Origin of the sequence: Lelliottia sp. JS-SCA-14, from assembly GCF_035593345.1 — a bacterium.
Classification (GTDB): Bacteria; Pseudomonadota; Gammaproteobacteria; order Enterobacterales; family Enterobacteriaceae; genus Enterobacter; species Enterobacter wanjuensis.
The window spans coordinates 2660901-2679928 of sequence record NZ_CP141606.1 but is presented as its reverse complement, the minus strand read 5'-3'; the positions used below and the strand labels follow the sequence as shown (position 1 = coordinate 2679928).

The 19028-nt window shown below is 54.7% G+C and carries 23 protein-coding genes and 1 pseudogene; 13 read left to right on the top strand and 11 right to left on the bottom strand.

The genetic code is table 11. The annotated features are described in order from the left end of the window. Window positions 1–656 precede the first annotated feature (656 nt). From oppA to U9O48_RS12550, 6 genes are all read left to right on the top strand, one after another. A complete protein-coding gene (oppA, locus tag U9O48_RS12575; protein WP_324722592.1) occupies window positions 657–2291 on the top strand; it encodes an oligopeptide ABC transporter substrate-binding protein OppA in 1635 nt (544 codons plus the stop codon). Between the two features lie 125 nt (window positions 2292–2416). After that, the gene (oppB, locus tag U9O48_RS12570; protein ID WP_282495360.1) at window positions 2417–3337 is read left to right on the top strand and encodes an oligopeptide ABC transporter permease OppB; all 921 of its coding nucleotides are present in this window, start codon (window positions 2417–2419) and stop codon (window positions 3335–3337) included. Between the two features lie 14 nt (window positions 3338–3351). After that, entirely contained in the window at window positions 3352–4260 is a 909-nt protein-coding gene (gene oppC / locus U9O48_RS12565) for an oligopeptide ABC transporter permease OppC (RefSeq protein ID WP_282495359.1), read from the top strand. Between the two features lie 11 nt (window positions 4261–4271). Further along, complete coding sequence (locus U9O48_RS12560) at window positions 4272–5285, top strand: ABC transporter ATP-binding protein (RefSeq protein WP_285146340.1); 1014 nt, start codon at window positions 4272–4274, stop codon at window positions 5283–5285. After that, window positions 5282–6286: a murein tripeptide/oligopeptide ABC transporter ATP binding protein OppF gene (oppF, locus tag U9O48_RS12555; RefSeq protein ID WP_282495357.1), complete on the top strand. Its 1005-nt coding sequence runs from the start codon at window positions 5282–5284 to the stop codon at window positions 6284–6286. The genes U9O48_RS12560 and oppF overlap by 4 nt, the downstream gene beginning before the upstream one ends. 49 nt (window positions 6287–6335) lie before the next feature. Beyond that, window positions 6336–7172, top strand: a complete 837-nt coding sequence (locus tag U9O48_RS12550) for an ion transporter (RefSeq protein ID WP_282495356.1) — start codon at window positions 6336–6338, stop codon at window positions 7170–7172. Between the two features lie 702 nt (window positions 7173–7874). Here the strand turns inward: U9O48_RS12550 and U9O48_RS12545 are convergent. Together U9O48_RS12545 and cls are read right to left on the bottom strand one after the other, a co-directional pair. Then, the gene (locus tag U9O48_RS12545) at window positions 7875–8204 is read right to left on the bottom strand and encodes an HI1450 family dsDNA-mimic protein (protein ID WP_100779945.1); all 330 of its coding nucleotides are present in this window, start codon (window positions 8202–8204) and stop codon (window positions 7875–7877) included. 34 nt (window positions 8205–8238) lie between these two features. Beyond that, a complete protein-coding gene (gene cls, locus U9O48_RS12540; RefSeq protein WP_282495355.1) occupies window positions 8239–9699 on the bottom strand; it encodes a cardiolipin synthase in 1461 nt (486 codons plus the stop codon). Between the two features lie 143 nt (window positions 9700–9842). Here cls and U9O48_RS12535 point away from each other — a divergent pair, with 143 nt between their 5' ends. The 5 genes from U9O48_RS12535 to U9O48_RS12515 all read left to right on the top strand — a co-directional run bounded on the left by U9O48_RS12535 (window position 9843) and on the right by U9O48_RS12515 (window position 11846). Next, entirely contained in the window at window positions 9843–10016 is a 174-nt protein-coding gene (locus U9O48_RS12535) for a YciY family protein (RefSeq protein ID WP_087892605.1), read from the top strand. A 121-nt stretch (window positions 10017–10137) separates the two neighbouring features. Further along, window positions 10138–10257, top strand: a complete 120-nt coding sequence (locus U9O48_RS12530; RefSeq protein WP_282495354.1) for a KPN_01571 family protein — start codon at window positions 10138–10140, stop codon at window positions 10255–10257. A gap of 24 nt (window positions 10258–10281) precedes the next feature. Further along, the gene (locus tag U9O48_RS12525) at window positions 10282–10692 is read left to right on the top strand and encodes an Exc2 family lipoprotein (RefSeq protein ID WP_324722591.1); all 411 of its coding nucleotides are present in this window, start codon (window positions 10282–10284) and stop codon (window positions 10690–10692) included. Window positions 10693–10758: 66 nt separating this feature from the next. Further along, on the top strand, window positions 10759–11394 hold the full coding sequence (gene leuE, locus U9O48_RS12520; protein ID WP_285146343.1) for a leucine efflux protein LeuE: 636 nt from the start codon (window positions 10759–10761) through the stop codon (window positions 11392–11394). A gap of 62 nt (window positions 11395–11456) precedes the next feature. Continuing rightward, a complete protein-coding gene (locus U9O48_RS12515) occupies window positions 11457–11846 on the top strand; it encodes a cell envelope integrity TolA C-terminal domain-containing protein (RefSeq protein WP_324722590.1) in 390 nt (129 codons plus the stop codon). A 53-nt stretch (window positions 11847–11899) separates the two neighbouring features. Here the strand turns inward: U9O48_RS12515 and U9O48_RS12510 are convergent, their stop codons facing one another. Next, window positions 11900–12196, bottom strand: a complete 297-nt coding sequence (locus U9O48_RS12510; protein WP_100779949.1) for a YciI family protein — start codon at window positions 12194–12196, stop codon at window positions 11900–11902. 221 nt (window positions 12197–12417) lie between these two features. Here U9O48_RS12510 and tonB point away from each other — a divergent pair, with 221 nt between their 5' ends. Beyond that, a complete protein-coding gene (gene tonB / locus U9O48_RS12505; RefSeq protein WP_282495369.1) occupies window positions 12418–13143 on the top strand; it encodes a TonB system transport protein TonB in 726 nt (241 codons plus the stop codon). 29 nt (window positions 13144–13172) lie between these two features. Here tonB and yciA read toward each other — a convergent pair whose 3' ends face one another. The 4 genes and pseudogenes from yciA to U9O48_RS23360 form a co-directional block, all read right to left on the bottom strand. After that, window positions 13173–13571 (bottom strand): acyl-CoA thioester hydrolase YciA, encoded by a 399-nt coding sequence (gene yciA, locus U9O48_RS12500; RefSeq protein ID WP_282495339.1) that lies wholly within the window; start codon window positions 13569–13571, stop codon window positions 13173–13175. Window positions 13572–13690: 119 nt separating this feature from the next. Continuing rightward, window positions 13691–14230 carry a septation protein A gene (locus tag U9O48_RS12495; protein WP_282495338.1) on the bottom strand — a complete coding sequence of 180 codons (540 nt, stop codon included), beginning with the start codon at window positions 14228–14230 and terminating at the stop codon, window positions 13691–13693. Window positions 14231–14261: 31 nt separating this feature from the next. Further along, on the bottom strand, window positions 14262–15005 hold the full coding sequence (locus tag U9O48_RS12490) for a YciC family protein (RefSeq protein WP_285146351.1): 744 nt from the start codon (window positions 15003–15005) through the stop codon (window positions 14262–14264). Window positions 15006–15030: 25 nt separating this feature from the next. Further along, window positions 15031–15117 (bottom strand): annotated as a pseudogene (locus tag U9O48_RS23360) (YkgJ family cysteine cluster protein); the annotation flags it as partial. Between the two features lie 174 nt (window positions 15118–15291). Between U9O48_RS23360 and ompW the strand changes: the two are divergent. Beyond that, window positions 15292–15927, top strand: coding sequence for an outer membrane protein OmpW (ompW, locus tag U9O48_RS12485; RefSeq protein WP_285146352.1), 636 nt, complete (start codon window positions 15292–15294; stop codon window positions 15925–15927). Window positions 15928–15978: 51 nt separating this feature from the next. On the opposite strand, the gene U9O48_RS12480 is transcribed toward ompW, so the two are convergent. The 4 genes from U9O48_RS12480 to U9O48_RS12465 all read right to left on the bottom strand — a co-directional run bounded on the left by U9O48_RS12480 (window position 15979) and on the right by U9O48_RS12465 (window position 18987). After that, on the bottom strand, window positions 15979–16293 hold the full coding sequence (locus U9O48_RS12480) for a PTS cellobiose transporter subunit IIB (RefSeq protein ID WP_324722589.1): 315 nt from the start codon (window positions 16291–16293) through the stop codon (window positions 15979–15981). A 141-nt stretch (window positions 16294–16434) separates the two neighbouring features. Beyond that, window positions 16435–16668, bottom strand: a complete 234-nt coding sequence (gene yedF, locus U9O48_RS12475; RefSeq protein ID WP_324722588.1) for a sulfurtransferase-like selenium metabolism protein YedF — start codon at window positions 16666–16668, stop codon at window positions 16435–16437. After that, window positions 16665–17876: a selenium metabolism membrane protein YedE/FdhT gene (yedE, locus tag U9O48_RS12470; RefSeq protein ID WP_285154162.1), complete on the bottom strand. Its 1212-nt coding sequence runs from the start codon at window positions 17874–17876 to the stop codon at window positions 16665–16667. The genes yedF and yedE overlap by 4 nt, the downstream gene beginning before the upstream one ends. A gap of 163 nt (window positions 17877–18039) precedes the next feature. Further along, window positions 18040–18987 (bottom strand): zinc-binding alcohol dehydrogenase family protein, encoded by a 948-nt coding sequence (locus U9O48_RS12465; RefSeq protein ID WP_324722587.1) that lies wholly within the window; start codon window positions 18985–18987, stop codon window positions 18040–18042. Window positions 18988–19028 lie beyond the last annotated feature (41 nt).

Sequence of the window (19028 nt, the reverse complement as noted above, 5' to 3'; positions counted from 1 at the left end):
TTTCTTACATTTCAGTAACTTAGTTTTTCACTGTCTTTTGACCTGCACATAAACCGCGCAAACACTCTGTTATTTTACTCACACGATACTCTGGGGCTTGCTGTGGGATAACTGAAATGATATTAGTAATTTCAACATTCCCTTAGACGAATGTGCTAAATAATAATCAATTGTTAAATTTTTGTGTAAAACTCAGTCGGTGCAGGCATAGCTCATCAACTGACGAGAGAAAACTCTCTATCACATTGAATACCAGGTAGTTTCTCTACCTTTGATGTGTGGCAGGACGCCCCCCAGAAAAACGGGACTCCCCGTAAAAGAGAATTGCTTAACAAATTTGCAAAATGTATTGGCGCGAAATTAAGCCATTTGGTACTTTCCGGCCTTATATTTTGCCAACGAACTCTTCCAGATGAGAATGATTTTCAAAAAATAACGCTCATCTTAAAAAAACACCACACGTCTCAGAACAGGGGAGGCGTGTTAAGAATCGACGCAAGGTGGCCAAACGAGCCACCAGTAATAAGTACAGTCGGTGATAGCAAGAAGTAAACGACCTGACAGCAGCTCAACTCCTGCGTTGTTCAGGACCCCTTAGGGGAAATAAACAGGCTGGCATTAAAACCAGTAATTATAATGAGTGGAGTATCAACACAATGTCCATCATCACAAAAAAAAGTCTGATCGCCGCAGGAATTTTCACTGCGCTGATCGCAGGTAATATGGCAATGGCTGCTGATGTACCTGCAGGTGTCACACTGTCAGAAAAGCAAACCATGATCCGCAACAACGGCGCTGAGCCGCAATCTCTGGATCCGAACAAAATCGAAGGCGTTCCGGAAGCCAACATCAGCCGCGACCTGTTCGAAGGCCTGCTGATTACCTCCACAAAAGACGGTCACCCAATTCCTGGCGTGGCTGAATCCTGGGATAACAAAGACTTTAAAGTCTGGACATTCCACCTGCGTAAAGACGCAAAATGGTCCAACGGTGAACCTGTCACCGCACAAGATTTCGTATATAGCTGGCAGCGTCTGGTCGATCCAAACACCGCATCCCCGTACGCCAGCTATCCGCAGTACGGTCACATCCTGAACGTTGATGAAATCATCGACGGCAAAAAGAAACCTTCTGAGCTGGGCGTGAAAGCCGTTGACGACCACACCCTGGAAGTGACCCTGAGCGAACCTGTCCCGTATTTCTACAAACTGCTGGTTAACCCGGCCATGTCCCCGGTAAACAAAGCCGCCATCGAAAAATTCGGTGAGAAGTGGACTCAGCCTGCGAACATCGTGACTAACGGTGCCTACAAGCTGAAAGACTGGGTGGTTAACGAACGTATCGTGATGGAGCGTAATACCCACTACTGGGATAACGCCAAAACCGTCGTCGATCAGATTACCTATCTGCCGATCTCGTCTGAAGTCACCGACGTCAACCGCTACCGCAGCGGTGAGATTGACATGACCTATAACAACCTGCCGATCGAACTGTTCCAGAAACTGAAAAAAGAGATCCCGACCGAAGTTCACGTCGACCCGTATCTGTGTACTTACTACTACGAAATCAACAACCAGAAAGCGCCATTCAATGAAGCTCGCGTCCGTACCGCGCTGAAACTGGGTCTGGATCGCGACATCATCGTCAACAAAGTGAAAGCGCAGGGCGATCTGCCGGCGTTTGGCTACACCCCGCCATACACTGACGGTGCAAAACTGACTAAACCAGAGTGGTTCTCCTGGACTCAGGAAAAACGTAACGAAGAAGCGAAAAAACTGCTGGCTGAAGCTGGCTACACCGCGGATAAACCACTGACGTTTAACCTGCTGTACAACACCTCCGATCTGCACAAAAAACTGGCTATCGCCGCCTCCTCCATCTGGAAGAAAAACCTGGGTGTGGACGTGAAGCTGGTGAACCAGGAGTGGAAAACCTTCCTGGATACCCGTCATCAGGGCAACTATGACGTGGCACGTGCGGGCTGGTGTGCGGACTACAACGAACCGACTTCCTTCCTGAACACCATGCTGTCTGACAGCTCCATGAACACCGCGCACTATAAGAGCCCGGCCTTTGACGCGATCATGAAAGATACGCTGAAAGTGACCGACGAAGCGCAGCGCACCGCCCTGTACGACAAAGCGGAACAGCAGCTGGGTCAGGACTCTGCGATTGTACCGGTTTACTACTACGTGAACGCGCGTCTGGTGAAACCATGGGTTGGCGGTTATACCGGCAAAGACCCGATGGATAACATCTACACCAAAGATCTGTACATCATTAAGCATTAATGGCAAACCGTGGGGCAAAGCAATTTGCCCCACCGTGTCTTAATTCATCGCACAATATACACGGCATCGTTTGGGATTGACTGAACGAGCAAGTGTAAAAAGGCACACGCCAGAAGGTACGGGCAATGTTGAAATTTATCCTACGTCGCTGTCTTGAAGCGATACCGACGCTCTTTATTCTTATTACCATTTCATTCTTCATGATGCGACTCGCGCCGGGTAGTCCGTTTACCAGCGAGCGCGCACTGCCGCCAGAAGTCATGGCGAACATCGAAGCCAAATACCATTTAAACGATCCTATCTCCACGCAGTACTTCAATTATCTGAAGCAGCTGGCGCAGGGCGATTTTGGTCCATCGTTTAAATATAAAGACTATTCCGTCAACGACCTGGTGGCCTCAAGCTTCCCTGTTTCGGCGAAATTGGGCGCGGCGGCATTTATTCTTGCCGTTGTCCTCGGAGTCACCGCAGGCGTCATCGCCGCGCTGAAACAAAATACCCGATGGGACTACACGGTGATGGGGATCGCCATGACGGGGGTGGTTATCCCGAGCTTTGTGGTGGCGCCATTACTGGTGATGATTTTCGCCATCACGCTGAAGTGGCTGCCCGGAGGCGGCTGGAACGGCGGGGCGCTGAAATTCATGATTCTGCCGATGGTCGCGCTCTCTCTGGCTTATATCGCCAGCATCGCGCGTATCACCCGTGGCTCGATGATTGAAGTACTTCACTCCAACTTCATCCGCACCGCGCGGGCGAAAGGCCTGCCGATGCATCGCATCGTGCTCCGTCATGCGTTAAAACCTGCGCTGCTGCCAGTGCTCTCCTATATGGGCCCGGCGTTCGTTGGGATCATCACGGGTTCCATGGTCATCGAAACCATTTACGGCCTGCCGGGTATCGGCCAGCTGTTCGTGAATGGCGCGCTGAACCGTGACTACTCGCTGGTGCTCAGCCTGACGATTCTGGTCGGTGCACTGACAATCCTCTTTAACGCCGTTGTCGATGTGCTGTATGCCGTTATCGACCCGAAAATTCGCTACTAGCGCCGGAGCACGCCATGATGTTGAGTAAGAAAAACAGCGAGGCGCTGGAAAACTTCAGTGAGAAACTCGAAGTCGAAGGGCGCAGCCTGTGGCAAGACGCCCGCCGTCGCTTTATGCATAACCGCGCGGCGGTCGCCAGCCTGGTGGTGTTGATCTTCATCGCCTTGTTCGTAACCCTGGCACCGATGCTGTCTCAGTTTACCTATTTCGATACGGACTGGGGCATGATGTCCAGTGCGCCTGATATGGTGTCCGGCCACTACTTCGGCACCGACTCTTCGGGCCGCGACCTGCTGGTGCGTGTGGCTATCGGTGGTCGTATCTCCCTGATGGTCGGTATCGCCGCCGCGCTGGTGGCGGTGATCGTCGGCACGCTTTATGGCTCCCTTTCCGGCTATCTCGGCGGCAAAGTGGATTCCGTGATGATGCGTCTGCTGGAAATCCTGAACTCCTTCCCGTTCATGTTCTTCGTGATCCTGCTGGTGACCTTCTTTGGGCAAAACATCCTGCTGATCTTCGTGGCCATCGGGATGGTCTCCTGGCTGGATATGGCGCGTATCGTGCGCGGCCAGACCCTGAGCCTGAAGCGCAAAGAATTCATTGAAGCGGCACAGGTGGGCGGCGTTTCCGTCAGCGGGATTGTGGTGCGCCACATCGTCCCGAACGTGCTGGGTGTGGTGGTGGTGTATGCCTCACTGCTGGTGCCAAGCATGATCCTGTTTGAATCCTTCCTGAGCTTCCTCGGTCTGGGTACCCAGGAGCCGCTGAGCAGCTGGGGCGCATTGTTAAGCGACGGCGCAAACTCCATGGAAGTTTCTCCGTGGCTGCTGCTGTTCCCGGCTGGTTTCCTGGTGGTAACCCTGTTCTGTTTCAACTTTATCGGCGATGGCCTGCGTGATGCCCTCGACCCGAAAGACCGCTAAGGAGTGCCGCGATGACTATTATTGAAACGGCAACTGCGCCACAGGCGCAACAGCAGCAAAACGTGCTGCTGGATGTCAAAGACTTGCGCGTCACCTTTAAAACGCCTGACGGTGACGTCACGGCGGTGAACGATCTGAACTTCGATCTGCGCGCGGGCGAAACGCTCGGTATCGTGGGCGAATCCGGTTCCGGTAAATCGCAAACCGCGTTTGCCCTGATGGGCCTGCTGGCGCCAAACGGGCGCATCGGCGGTACCGCAGCCTTCAACGGGAAAAACATCCTTAACCTGCCTGAGCACGAGCTGAACAAGCTGCGCGCCGAGCAGATTTCGATGATTTTCCAGGACCCGATGACCTCCCTGAACCCGTACATGCGTGTGGGCGAGCAGCTGATGGAAGTCCTGATGCTGCACAAGGGCATGAACAAAGCCGAAGCCTTTGAAGAGTCGGTCAGAATGCTCGATGCAGTCAAAATGCCCGAAGCGCGTAAGCGCATGCGCATGTTCCCGCACGAGTTCTCCGGCGGGATGCGTCAGCGCGTGATGATCGCCATGGCGCTGCTGTGCCGGCCAAAACTGCTGATCGCCGATGAGCCAACCACCGCGCTGGACGTGACCGTTCAGGCGCAGATCATGACCCTGTTGAACGAACTGAAGCGTGAGTTCAACACCGCCATCATCATGATTACGCACGACCTCGGCGTCGTCGCCGGGATCTGCGATAAAGTACTGGTGATGTATGCCGGGCGTACCATGGAGTACGGCAGGGCGCGCGATGTGTTCTACCATCCGGCGCACCCGTACTCTATTGGTCTGCTGAATGCGGTTCCGCGTCTGGATGCCGAAGGTGAATCGCTGCTGACCATTCCGGGTAACCCGCCGAACCTGCTGCGTCTGCCGAAAGGCTGCCCGTTCCAGCCTCGCTGCCAGTACGCCATGGAGATCTGCAATAGCGCTCCGCCGCTGGAAGAGTTTGCACCAGGCCGCCTGCGCGCCTGCTTTAAGCCGCATGAGGAGCTGGTATGAACGCCATCGACGAAAAAAGAAATGTCCTGCTCGAGATCGCTGACTTAAAAGTGCATTTCGACATTAAAGACGGCAAACAGTGGTTCTGGCAGCCGTCGAAAACCCTGAAAGCGGTTGATGGCGTTACCCTGCGTCTGTACGAAGGGGAAACCCTTGGCGTAGTGGGCGAGTCTGGCTGCGGTAAGTCGACCTTCGCGCGCGCCATTATCGGCCTCGTCAAAGCGACGGACGGGAAGGTGGCCTGGCTGGGCAAAGATCTGCTGGGGATGAAACAGGACGAGTGGCGCGCCGTGCGCAGCGACATCCAGATGATTTTCCAGGATCCGCTCGCGTCCCTGAACCCGCGTATGAACATCGGGGATATCATTGCCGAGCCGCTGCGCACCTATCATCCGAAGATGCCGCGTCAGGAAGTGCGTGACCGCGTCAAAGCGATGATGATGAAAGTGGGCCTGCTGCCGAACCTCATCAACCGTTATCCGCACGAGTTCTCCGGCGGTCAGTGCCAGCGTATCGGGATCGCCCGCGCGCTGATTCTGGAACCGAAGCTGATTATTTGTGACGAACCGGTCTCTGCGCTGGACGTATCGATCCAGGCGCAGGTGGTGAACCTGCTGCAAAAACTGCAGCGTGAGATGGGGCTGTCGCTGATCTTCATCGCCCACGACCTGGCGGTAGTAAAGCACATCTCCGACCGCGTGCTGGTGATGTATCTCGGTCATGCCGTGGAGCTGGGCACCTACGATGAGGTGTACCACAACCCGCTGCACCCGTACACGAAAGCCCTGATGTCTGCGGTGCCGGTCCCTGACCCGGATCTGGAAAAAAATAAAGTTATCCAGCTTCTGGAAGGGGAACTGCCGTCGCCGATCAATCCGCCGTCAGGCTGCGTGTTCCGCACGCGTTGCCCAATGGCGGGGCCAGAATGTGCGCAAACCCGGCCCGTTCTGGAAGGAAGTTTCCGCCATGCGGTTTCCTGCCTGAAAGTAGACCCGTTATAATCGCAAGGGCTGACATGATGTCAGCCCTTCTTCTTTTTGCGAGGTCAACGTGTCGATTTCTGTTTCTTCCGTACGCCGTAAGACTTATCGCCTGCTATTCGATCCCAACACCCGCTCCGGGCGTCGCTTCGAAGGATTGTGCGGCCTGTTTGCGCTTCTCAGCGTACTTATCATCTTTGTGGAATCCGGTCTGGGGACGCAATATCACCTGACGTTTGACGAATGGCACCTGTTCGTCTGGCTGGAACTCTTTGTCACCGTCGTCTTTACCCTGGAATATTTCCTGCGCCTGTTCAGCTGGGCGAATCCGGCGAAATATGTTTTTAGCTTCTGGGGGCTGATTGATTTAGCGACCATTCTGCCGCTGTACGTGATGTGGCTGTGGCCGGAGATCAGTATCAATTACGTGTTTGCGTGGCGAGCGATGCGTGCCATCCGTGTGCTTCGCGTCCTGAAACTCCTGCGTTTTATGCCGTCGTTGCGCGTCTTCTGGAAAGCCATTTACAGCGCCCGCCATCAGCTGATTTTGTTTTATTCCTTTATCGCCATCGTAATGGTGGTCTTTGGTTCGCTGATGTACTTAATCGAAGGGCCGACCTACGGCTTCACCACGCTGAATGCGTCGGTCTACTGGGCGATTGTGACGGTGACGACCGTGGGCTATGGGGATATTACGCCGCACACGCCGCTCGGCAGGATTGTGGCGTCGGTGCTGATCTTGATTGGCTACTCGGTGATTGCGATCCCGACCGGATTAATCACCACCCATATGAGCGCGGCGTTTCAGAATCGTCAGCAGCAGCGGAAATGCCCGAGATGCCAGCAGGCGAGCCATGAGCACAGCGCGCGGTTTTGTAATCGTTGCGGGAGTGAACTTCCGGACTAAATAAAAAAGGCTGCGATTGCCTAATGCCAGTCAGTTAAGCAAAATAATGAATTTAAATTCATTATTTTGCTCGCCCCAGGACCTTTATGGCATCAGTGGAATTGTTCCGTTCACTTTCGTTCCTCTGCTTCCGGTCCATCTCTCTGCTGTGAACGTGCCAGGGTGGCTCAATCGCCACCACCCTGGCAACCCCGGCTCCCGGCAAAGAAAATCGCCGCTTCGCGGTGCCTTCGTCTTATTCCTTCCGGCTGACGGGGACGGGCGCAGGTAACATCCCTGTAAGTCGCGCCCTCGACGCACATCCCTGTGCGTCGCCCCTACCTCCAGTCAACGCCTCAGCGATTTTCAGCCGGACTCACGATCCCTCCACCTTCACGTCAGCCTGAAAGTGGCACCGGTGTTGGGTCCCCGCAGAAATCGGCGAACCGGAGGCCAGATGACAAGGGCTGGACGCCAGGGATGGCGGCCAGAGGCGAAACGAGACAGGAAGTCGAGTCGAGCCGACCGCAGGCAGATGGCCGGGAGGTGAGCGCAGTGCGAAGCACCGATTTCATGGCGGGGCGCGGGGATTGACAAGGGGGCCGCGTAGCCCCCTTGTCACGTTCACAGGTGATACAGGTTTTATATTCTGCTGAACATAAGGTGAACGGAACAACCTCAGATGCTTAACTGACCAGCATTCTGCGATTGCAGCCTTTTTTGTTATTCGCGCCAGAGAATGTGGCACAGCTTGTGGTCTTTTTCCCGGCACAGCAGCACGCGGGCGAAAATATCGTTAATCTCGCCGCCGTCGGTATCGGCCAGACCAATCACCACTTCAGCGAAGAAGTCCGGGTTGAGGTCGAAATCGACATGCTCGGCCCAGTCTTCGGACGGGTCAAACAGCTCGGCGCCGCCACGCTCTTCAAACTGCAGATTGAAGAGGATCACGTCTGCGGGATCGAGATTGTCCATCGCCAGTTCGAGAAAAATATCGTAGGCCTGCTCAAGGGTTTCGTCTTCAGTCAGGCGATTGTTCAGATCCATTTCCATGATGATTACCTGTTAAAACATCGTTGGGCACGTTTTACAGCAACGGACTAAAGAAGTAAAACAGTCGTTCGGTGATCCTTTGCCACAGCGGACGTTTCATCCACAAGTGCGCATCCAGCAGGCGCGAGCGGGAGATATAATCGTCCTGCACCGCCGCCAGATCGCCACCAAAACCGGCGTCATCAATCACCAGCGTAATTTCAAAGTTCAGCCACAGGCTGCGCATATCCAGATTCACGGTGCCGACCAGGCTCAGTTCGCCGTCGACCAGCACGCTCTTGGTATGCAGCAGACCGCCCTCAAACTGATAAATTTTGACGCCCGCTGCCAGCAGTTCACTGAAGAAGGCGCGGCTCGCCCAGCCCACCAGCACCGAATCGTTTTTACGCGGCATGATAATGCTGACGTCCACGCCGCGCTGGGCGGCGGTGCATATCGCGTGCAGCAGATCGTCGCTCGGGACGAAGTAGGGCGTGGTCATGATCAAATATTCACGCGCGGAATAGGCCGCCGTCAGCAGCGCCTGGTGAATCAGATCCTCCGGGAAGCCCGGACCGGAGGCGATGGTGTGAATGGTATGACCGCTCTCCTGTTCAAACGGCATGATATTGGCGTCCGGCGGTGGCGGCAGAATGCGTTTCCCGGTTTCGATTTCCCAGTCGCAGGAGTAGACAATGCCCATCGCCGTGGCGACCGGGCCTTCCATGCGTGCCATTAAATCGACCCACTGACCGACGCCGGAATCCTGTTTGAAGAAGCGCGGATCGACCATGTTCATGCTGCCGGTATAGGCGATGTAGTTGTCGATCATGATCATCTTGCGGTGCTGGCGTAAATCCATACGGCGCAGAAACACACGCAGCAGATTGACCTTCAGGGCTTCGACAACTTCAATGCCCGCATTACGCATCATGGTCGCCCAGGGGCTGCGGAAGAAGGCCACGCTCCCGGCAGAGTCGAGCATCAGTCGGCAGTGAATGCCCCGGCGCGACGCCGCCATCAGGGATTCAGCCACCTGATCGGCCATGCCGCCGGGCTGCCAGATATAGAAAACCATCTCGATATTGTGACGGGCGAGCTGGATGTCGCGGATCAGCGCCTGCATGACGTCATCGGAGGTGGTCAGGAGCTGCAACTGATTGCCTTTGACGCCGCCAATCCCCTGACGACGCTCGCAAAGTTTGAACAGCGATGTCGCGACGCTGCTGTTCTCCTGGGCAAAAATATGTTTGCAGGATTTCAGGTCGTTCAGCCATTTCGCCGTCGACGGCCACATGGCGCGCGCACGTTCGGCGCGGCGTTTCCCCAGATGCAATTCGCCAAACGAGAGATAGGCGATAATCCCCACCAGCGGCAGGATGTAGATGATCAAAAGCCAGGCCATGGCAGAGGGGACGGCCCGGCGCTTCATCAGGATGCGAAGCGTCACACCTGCGATCAGCAGCCAGTATCCCAGAATGACCAGCCAACTCACCACGGTGTAGAAGGTTGTCATAGTATAAAAATCCTTTTGAAAGCGTATTGTTATGAGTGTACGCATCAGAATTGATCTGGCAAATAAAAAGGACAGCTAAAAGCGCTGGTTTACCGCAGTCAGGGGTTTATAATGGCGCCTCTGTTAAGGAAAGAGTTGTAGACATGAAGCGCAGCAGAACAGAAGTAGGGCGCTGGCGTATGTTGCGACAGATGAGTCGTCGTAAAGCCCGCTGGCTTGAGGCGCAATCCCGCCGCAATATGCGTATCCACGCCATCAGAAAATGTGGACTCAGTCACCACCGTAACGCGCTGGTCTTTGCCGTTCGCGATCTCTGAGCACCCTGCAGGCACCGATACCGGTGCCTGATGTTTTCCTCATAACTATCAGATTTCGCAGTATCCTTCGCCCCCGGTTCTTCAGATATAATCCGCACAAACAATATGTTGAATAAATACTATGAATCCATTCCTGTGGGTATTGGTTGTGCTTTTTGCGCTGGATGCGCTCAGGGAAAGTTTAGGGCTGTCGTCATTTGCGGCGCTGGTGGAATATGCCTCTGCGTGGATGATGCAGTGAAAACGGCAAAAGGAAATAAAAGGGATGAACGGAAAAGTTATTGCGGCCCTGGTGGGCATCGCGTTTCTCAGCGGATGTGCCAGTAGCAAGACAGCCCCTGAAAGGCATGCTTATTACTTTGTGTCGCACAGCTCTAATTTTGTCGGCGGCAATTTTACCAGCAACACGCAGCAAAACTATCGCCTGAATGTGCCGCAGTTCCGCGAACTCTACGAGCAGGGCAAAACCGATCGTAAAGCGGGACGCACCGCCGGTGAAGCCAGTCAGTATGCGCAGAGTATCCGCGACCAGCTGAAAAAAAGCGTCAAAACCGATCATAGCTTCAACGGTAACGCGAACGATAAATGGTCATCCGATATGGAGATGAAAGACGCGATATTGTTCGGCAATGAACTCGCCGCGTCTTATCTTGACGGATATAACGGCGTACAATAGCCAACATGTAAACCCTGAGAATGCCGCTTTACTGCGGCATTCTTATTTTTTAAAAAGGAGCGGGTGGTGTTTGCGGAGTTTGGTGTACTTAATTTCTGGACCTATGTTGTAGGCGCTTTCTTTATTGTGCTGGTCCCCGGCCCTAATACGTTATTCGTCTTAAAAACTGGTATCGGCCACGGGGTGAAAAAGGGCTATCTCGCCGCCTCGGGCGTGTTTATCGGTGATGCGGTATTGATGTTCCTCGCGTGGGCCGGTGTCGCTGCGCTGATCCAGACTACGCCGGTGCTGTTCAACATCGTGCGTTACCTCGGCGCGTTGTACCTGCTGTGGCTGGGCGGAAAAATGCTCTGGTCAGTGATGACGCATAAAGCGGGCGCGCAAGCGGGGGGTACTGAACCTGCCAGCATGATCATGAAGCGATCGCTGGTGCTGAGCCTGACTAATCCCAAAGCTATTCTGTTCTACGTCTCATTCTTCGTGCAGTTCATCGACGTCAGCGCCAAAAATACCGGCACCTCATTCCTGATCCTCGCGACCACCCTTGAGTTGATTAGCTTCATGTACATGAGCTTCCTTATCTTCTCCGGCGCGTTTGTCACCCGCTACCTGAAAACCAAAAAGAAACTGGCGAAGCTGGGGAATGGTTTGATTGGGCTGTTGTTTGTGGGGTTTGCGGCAAGACTGGCTTCTTTGCATTGAAAACAATTTGCTCACCAAACGCGAGAGCATTCGCTTTTGGTGGGCGAGAGAGGGAGTGAAAAATGAAAAGGATCTTAACGCTGGCCGTTCTTGTAGGCCTGATCAGCGGCTGTGCACCCCTACATCCGTCCGGATGCCATAAAACCACAGCAACGGGGAATTGCAGTTCCGGCCGCTGGGATGACAAGGACGAATGGGGCGCCCAGGCGCGCGCGATCAGAGATGCCATCAATGCCGAGCTTGCCGATCCGCAAAGCTGGAAAGGAAAGACATGTAGATTGCACATCCAATTTGCGCAGGACGGCACGGCATCAAACATCACGACAAGCGACGGTAATAAAGCCTATTGCGAAGCGTTAAAATCCGCAGCCCAGAAAGCCAAATTCCCGGCCTTTACTAATCCCGAAGTGTATAGGGATTTTCAGAGGGCTGGATTTGGGATGAGGGGATAATCGAACATGTTCAAGCATTTAAAAAGGCTCCTGCGGGAGCCTTTCCCATCAACTCAAAACACCTTCTTAAACGGCCTCACCGTCACCTTCTCATAAACCCCCGCCGCCACATACGGGTCAGCTTCGGCCCAGGACTGCGCGGCTTCCAGCGATTCAAACTCTGCAATCACCGTCGAACCGCTAAAACCTGCAGCACCCGGATCGTTGCTGTCGACGGCGGGCATTGGGCCTGCGGTCAGTAATTTTCCTTCGTCATGTAAGAGTTGTAGACGCGCGAGATGGGCAGGGCGCACGGAAAGTCGTTTTTCCAGAGAATCGGCAACATCTTCAGCGTAGATCACGTAAAGCACGGCGGAGCTCCTTAGCCATAAAAAGTGTCAATAACGTTATGTGAAAGCATCGATGACTGCAATGTAAAGATAACGACCTTGTTAAAACCTTAACAAAGATGCGCCTTTTTTGGCCTCGCGAGCAGTTAAATCGCGAGAAGATGGAGTGTCTTATTGAATATGATTGCTATTTGCATTTAAAATCAGGGCCTGGTTTTTTAACTGAAACGATTATGACTTCGATGACCCTGGATTTACCTCGCCGCTTTCCCTGGCCAACGCTGCTGTCCGTTGTGATTCACGGTGCTGTCGTGGCGGGGCTGCTCTACACTTCGGTACATCAGGTTATCCAAATGCCAGCGCCTGCGCAGCCGATTTCCGTAACCATGGTCTCACCAGCAGACCTGGAGCCGCAGGTGGTTCCGCCTCCGCCAGAGCCGGTTGTCGAGCCGGAGCCAGAGCCCGAACCTGAGGTTGTACCGGAGCCGCCAAAAGAAGCGCCCGTGGTGATCCACAAGCCAGAGCCAAAACCCAAGCCGAAGCCAAAACCGAAGCCGGTGAAAAAAGTCGAAGAGCGTCCGAAGCGTGAAGAGCGCCCGGTCGAACCGCGCGCGGTGCAGTCGACGCAAAATACCGCCCCGGCAAAACCGGTGATGAACAGTTCACCGACCACGACGAAGCCGGTGGTGACTGCTCCGTCAGGCCCGCGTGCCGTGAGCCGCAATCAGCCGCAATATCCTGCGCGTGCGCAGGCGCTGCGTATAGAAGGTCGTGTGCGTGTGAAATTTGACGTGACGGCGGATGGGCGCGTGGATAATGTCGAGGTGCTTTCGGCGCAACCAGCGAACATGTTCGAACGCGATGTGAAAGCCGCGATGCGCAAATGGCGCTACGAACCGGGCAAACCGGGCAATGGGCTCATCGTAAACATTGTTTTCCGCCTGAACGGCGGGACGCAGATAGAATAAATGACGAAGCCTCCGAATGGAGGCTTTTTTTATACCTGCGGCAGCGGGCGAGGTTTACCCTGATTGTCCACCGCGACGTAGATAAACAGCGCCTCGGTTGCCTTGTAACGCTGTCCAATCGGCTCGGAAGAGACCTTCTTCACCCAGACTTCAATATTGATCGAAATCGACGTGTTGCCGCGCTTCACGCAGCGCGCGTAGCAGCAAACCACATCTCCCACCGCGACCGGACGCAAAAACGTCATCCCGTCGACTCTGACCGTCACCACGCGGCCATGGGCAATCTCTTTGGCGAGGATCGCGCCGCCCATATCCATCTGTGCCATTAACCAGCCGCCAAAAATATCACCGTTCGCATTGGTGTCGGCGGGCATTGCAAGTGTGCGTAAAACCAGTTCGCCCTGAGGGGCATCAATCTTTGTTGTCATTGTTTCTTAAGCTCGTTACGGAAGACGACAGGCGGGATGCTACTATGATTTCTTTACGGTGGGAATGTGCGGTGGGAAAAGAAGGGAAAGGCCAGACAGGAACTGCCTGGCCTGAAATCTTAGTGCTTGTCGTCTTGCGGCATATGGCGATAGATATACACGCCGCTCAGCAGCGTGAAAATCAGGGTTAATGCCGTCAGGCCGAAGACCTTGAAGTTGACCCAGATGTTCTGCGGCAGCCAGAACGCAATATAGATATTCGCCAGCCCACACAGAATAAAGAACAGCGCCCAGGCGATGTTGAGGCGCGACCACACCTGCTGCGGAAGAGTAATCTCTTTTCCGAGCATGCGCTGGATCAGCGGCTTATTCATCACCCACTGGCTCACCAGCAGCGCACCGGCGAACAGGGCGTAGATCACCGTCACCTTCCACTTGATAAACTCATCGTTATGGAAGAACAGGGTTAATCCGCCAAACACCGCCACCAGGACAAAGGTGATCAGCGCCATTTTTTCGACTTTACGGTAGCGGAACCAGCTGTAGATCAGCACGACGGCCGTCGCGACGATCAGCGCCGCGGTCCCGGCATAAATGTCGTAGAGCTTATAAAACGCGAAAAACACGACCAACGGTAAAAAATCAAGAAACTGCTTCATTCTTCGATTCCATCATCTGCTTTCAGGGAAACTACTGGCGAATCAACATATACAGGCGGAACAAATAGACCAACAATACGGCTGAAATCAGGTTGCTCAGCGTATTCGCGACCACCGCGCCGACGTTTGGCGTCAATACCGCAAAGTTCGGTGCAAACAGCAGCAGCAGCGTTTTGGCCAGCAGCCAGCTGATCACCGCCGGTGCGACCAGACGCATATTCGCCCAGGCCAGTTTTGCACTGCTGCGCATCGCTGTAAATATCCCCATTTTGTCCTGCACCAGCATCACCGGGGCGAACGAAAGGATAATCGCCAGCAGCACGCCCGGCACGACCACCAGCATCACGCCGATCTGCACCAGCATGGTGGTCAAAAAGATCAGGATAAACAGCTTCGGTAATACCGGCGCGCTGGCACCGATGGCGCGCAGGGCGCTAACGCGATGACCGGCAGACACCAGCTGAACCATCAGCAATACACCACCTGCCAGAATCGCATTGCCGATCAACCCGGAGAAGGTCGATGCCGCAGAGGCGCGCAGCAAGATCTGCTGCTGTTCTGGCGTCATGTTCTGAACCAGATCAAACAACCCACCGCTGCCGGCGAGATGATCGCCCTGGCTGAGGGTCGCAATTTGATCATCACTCGGCGAAAACGCATGGCCAAGCACCACCGTGATAAACGCGCATAGCAAGGCGATCAGTAAAAAGGTAATGAACTGATTGCGGAAAAAATTCCCCGTGTCACGGTAGACGGACTTCGCCGTGATAGACATGCACTCTCCTTGAGTATTGCAGGTATTAATAAGCGGGCAATTGTACCCTGGATAACTCTGCCGTGGCAGCACCATGACTTGTATGGAAAAGCATATCTTTGTAAAGCAATGGTCATTTCGCGAAATTGACCTGCGCCGGGGATAAGCTTTCGTCCCCGTACGGCAAAAATTAATCTGGATCAATGAATGTTAAATTACCAGCCCAAGTGTGATCTGAGTTAGATCACTTGTTACTCATTTATGAGTATATTCACCGCGCCAATAAAACCACAACGATGGAGCGGATATGAAAAAGTTAGCAGTGGCAGCCCTGATCTTAAGCAGTATCTCTGGCGGCGCGTATGCGCATGAAGCGGGTGAATTCTTTATGCGTGCCGGTTCGGCAACGGTGCGTCCGACGGAAGGGTCTGACAATGTGCTGGGGAGCCTGGGCGGCTTTAACGTCAGCAACAATACCCAACTGGGCCTGACGTTTACTTATATGGCAACGGACAATATCGGGGTCGAACTCCTGGCGGCAACGCCATTCCGCCACAAGGTGGGCACCGGGCCGACGGGGAATATCGCCACCGTTCACCAGCTCCCGCCAACCCTGATGGCGCAGTGGTATTTTGGTGATGCCACCAGCAAAGTGCGTCCGTATATCGGCGCGGGTGTGAACTACACCACTTTCTTCGATGAGAAATTTAACGATACGGGCAAAGAGGCGGGTCTTACGGATCTCAGTCTGAAAGATTCCTGGGGCGCTGCAGGGCAGGTCGGGCTGGATTATCTGATCAACCGCGACTGGCTGCTGAACATGTCCGTCTGGTATATGGATATCGACACCGACGTGCGCTTCAAGGCGGGTGGAGAGCAGCAGAGCGTTCATACACGCCTGGACCCGTGGGTGTTTATGTTCTCGGCGGGCTATCGCTTCTAATTGTCGGCAGAAAACTGGCCGCCGCTTGTGGCCAGTTTTCTGATAACGACGCTATTCCACCAGCTCCGGCATATTCTCCAGTACAAACTCCAGCACTTTCTCACCGTCCAGTGACGCAAACGGATAGCTTTCGATAACCGTTATCGGCTTGCCTTCGCCAATCTCAGCCCTTAACTCTTCAAGCTTGTATTGAATATGCGGCGCGACTAAAAAGGCGTCAAAAGCGGGTGCGACGCTGGCGAAATTATCCAGCCCGACGGCGCTAATCAGCAGTTTCATTCCGCGCGCATCGGCTGCATGCTGCATTTTTTTGGTAAGCGACTGGGCGGTATTGCCAAACAGACAACAGATCAGTAACTTTTTCATCAGATTATCCTCATAGAAACTGGGGATACAGTATTCTCAGGCGTGAAAATAAAATGAGAGCTAACGCACCGTGTTGGCTGTTTTTTCGTCAGAAAGGAGAGGGAGACAACGCTCCCGCCAGGGAACGTTGTCAGAGGGACGTTACTTCTGAATCAGATAGCGAATGGTCGGGCCATCCTGCTGAATATCCAGCACGGTGTAACCGTGGTTTTTGGCATCCAGCGGAATGTTATTAATCGACTGCGGACAATCGCTGACCACTTCAAGAATTTCCCCTTTTTTCAGCAGAGGCAAGGCTTCGAGCGTCGCAATAGCCGGGTAAGGGCAAGGTTCGCCCACCATATCGAGGCGGTAATCCGGGACGATTTGAGTCATGCCACATTCTCCTGTGTTTCAGTTTTACGCGCGGTGCGGCGGAAAAAGCGCTTTTCCTGGGCGATAACCAGTAAAAAGGCGATCAGCAGCAGGGCGTAGGTGACTAACAGCCCGCCCAGCGGACCGAAGGTGTTTAGCAGATTGACCTTATCCCAGCTGGTGGCGAGCGCCGGGGAGAGATCGTCCCAGTAGTAGGCCAGAATAGTGGAACCAATCACGTTGCCAAGCCCCACCCACCAGTAATGCACCTGACCTTCCACCGCGCGATACATCCAGCCGGTTTCACACCCGCCCGCCAGCACGATACCAAAGCCAAACAGCAAACCGCCGATCACGGCGTTCGGGCCAGCCCACATGATCTTCGGCTCCACGCCCAACTGCACATAGCTGAAAATACCGATGGCGCTAACCGCCATCCCGGCAATAATCGCTTTTGCCATCATGGTGCGACCGGTGATCCACATATCGCGGAACGCCGAGGTAAAACAGATTTGCGCGCGTTCAATCAACAGCCCAAAACCGACGCCAAACAGCATCGCCAGCCCCAGCTTCGGCTGATTCATGGCGGTACAGAGTGCCCAGGCGATCATCGCGAAAAAGACCAGCATGCCAAGGCGGAAGCGGCGCTTCGCCTGATCCGGCTTTTGCGTTAGGGGAGAGGCGGCGCTGACTTTGGTCATTTTGACCGGAATACGGAAGAGAGGCAGGAGCGTGAAACGGGCGCCAAAGTACGAGCCGATCGCCGTCGCCACGGCGAAAAACCACGCGTGCAGGGAGAACTGAGGGATCCCCGTGAAGAAAGCCGCCAGATTGCACCCCATCGCCAGACGTGCGCCAAACCCGGCGATGATCCCGCCGACAACCGCCTGCGCAATACGGATGCGGCTGCGCGGCATACGCAGTTTGACGTTATTGGCCCACAGCGCGGCAGCGAAACAGCCCCCGAACATGCCAATGATCATCATCCCGTCGATACGGGTGAGCGGGGTGCCGTCCAGATGAATCAGTTTGAAATAGCCCCATTCCTCGGCATGCACCCCCGCCAGCTGTAAAAGCTGACCGCCCCAGCGGGTAAATTCACCCGTGACCGCCCAGAAGGTGCCGGTAATGCCGAAGTAATAGGTAGAGAGGATGCCGGCTGCGATGACGGCCGGAACAGGGGACCAGAACTTAATCAGATAAGCCTGTTTGAAGTGTTGCCATGACATGTGTAAGCCTCTGAACTCAGAAGGATTTGAAGCGGCAGAGAAGCCGAAAAAGAGTGGGGATCATACACTCAGGATCGCATTTGAAAAGCGCTGCAAACCCAAAAGCTCGACCCGATCAATTTTGTCCTCACCCTAAAGACGTAGGCGCTCTGCCGCACATCCCTCAGTCCATCACAAACACGGTTCTTTTTTTGCTGTCGTCCTGCGACCAGGCCTCGGCGACATCGTCCAGTCGCGCCGGGGTGGTGGCGATGGTGAATCCGCCCGGAACGGCGGCGTGTAGCATTTCACCCGTCGCCTGGAGCAGCTGCGTCAGCGACAGGCTGCCGATCCCGCTGCCCATTAAGACAATCGGGGATGAGCGCAGCACGGCGCTGGGTAAGGCGATGTCCGCCCCGGAAAGCGATCCCACCTGGACATATCGAACGGGCGTCTGCCCCGGCGTGTGTTTTGCCAGCGCCGTCAGAATGGCCAGCGCGCTCTGGCCCCAAAGATAGTCGATCACCACATCTATCTGTTGAGCGGCAAGGTCAGCCAACTGCTGTGCGATAAGAGTGGCGTCGTCGCTGAGCAGGACGCGCACGTCAGCATCCAGCTGAGCCAGCACCTGCGGGTTACGTCCGGTCACGATAATCTTCCCTGCGCCGCGATAGCGGGCAATTTGCACGGCCAGTTGCCCGGCGCTGCCGGCGGCCCCGTTGATCAGCACGGTCTCGCCCGGCTGAAACTGCGCGCGGGTGACAAGCGAAGCCCATGCGGACATCCCAGGGTTTGCCATTGCGGCGGCCGTCACGTCATCGAGTCCGTCTGGGAGGGGAAGACAAAGATTCGCGTCGACAGGGGCAAATTCCGCCATGCTACCCCACGGTGTCGGTGGAAACGCAAAGTAAACGCGCTGACCCTCTTCAGTCACGCCCGTTCCGTCGATTCCGGCGATAAACGGCAAGGTGCCGTCAAAACTGTAATGCTTGCCGGAAGCCCGGCTTTTCACCACGTGGCTGATCGCCGAGGCGGTGACGCGAACGAGGTGCTGACCTGGCCCGGTCTGAGGTGGGGCAAAATCGGCGTAAACCGGCCCGGTTGCCGGATCAAAAACCACTGCTGCTTTCATACCCTTTCTCCTGTGCGGTGATATGTGTAAAATGCACATAT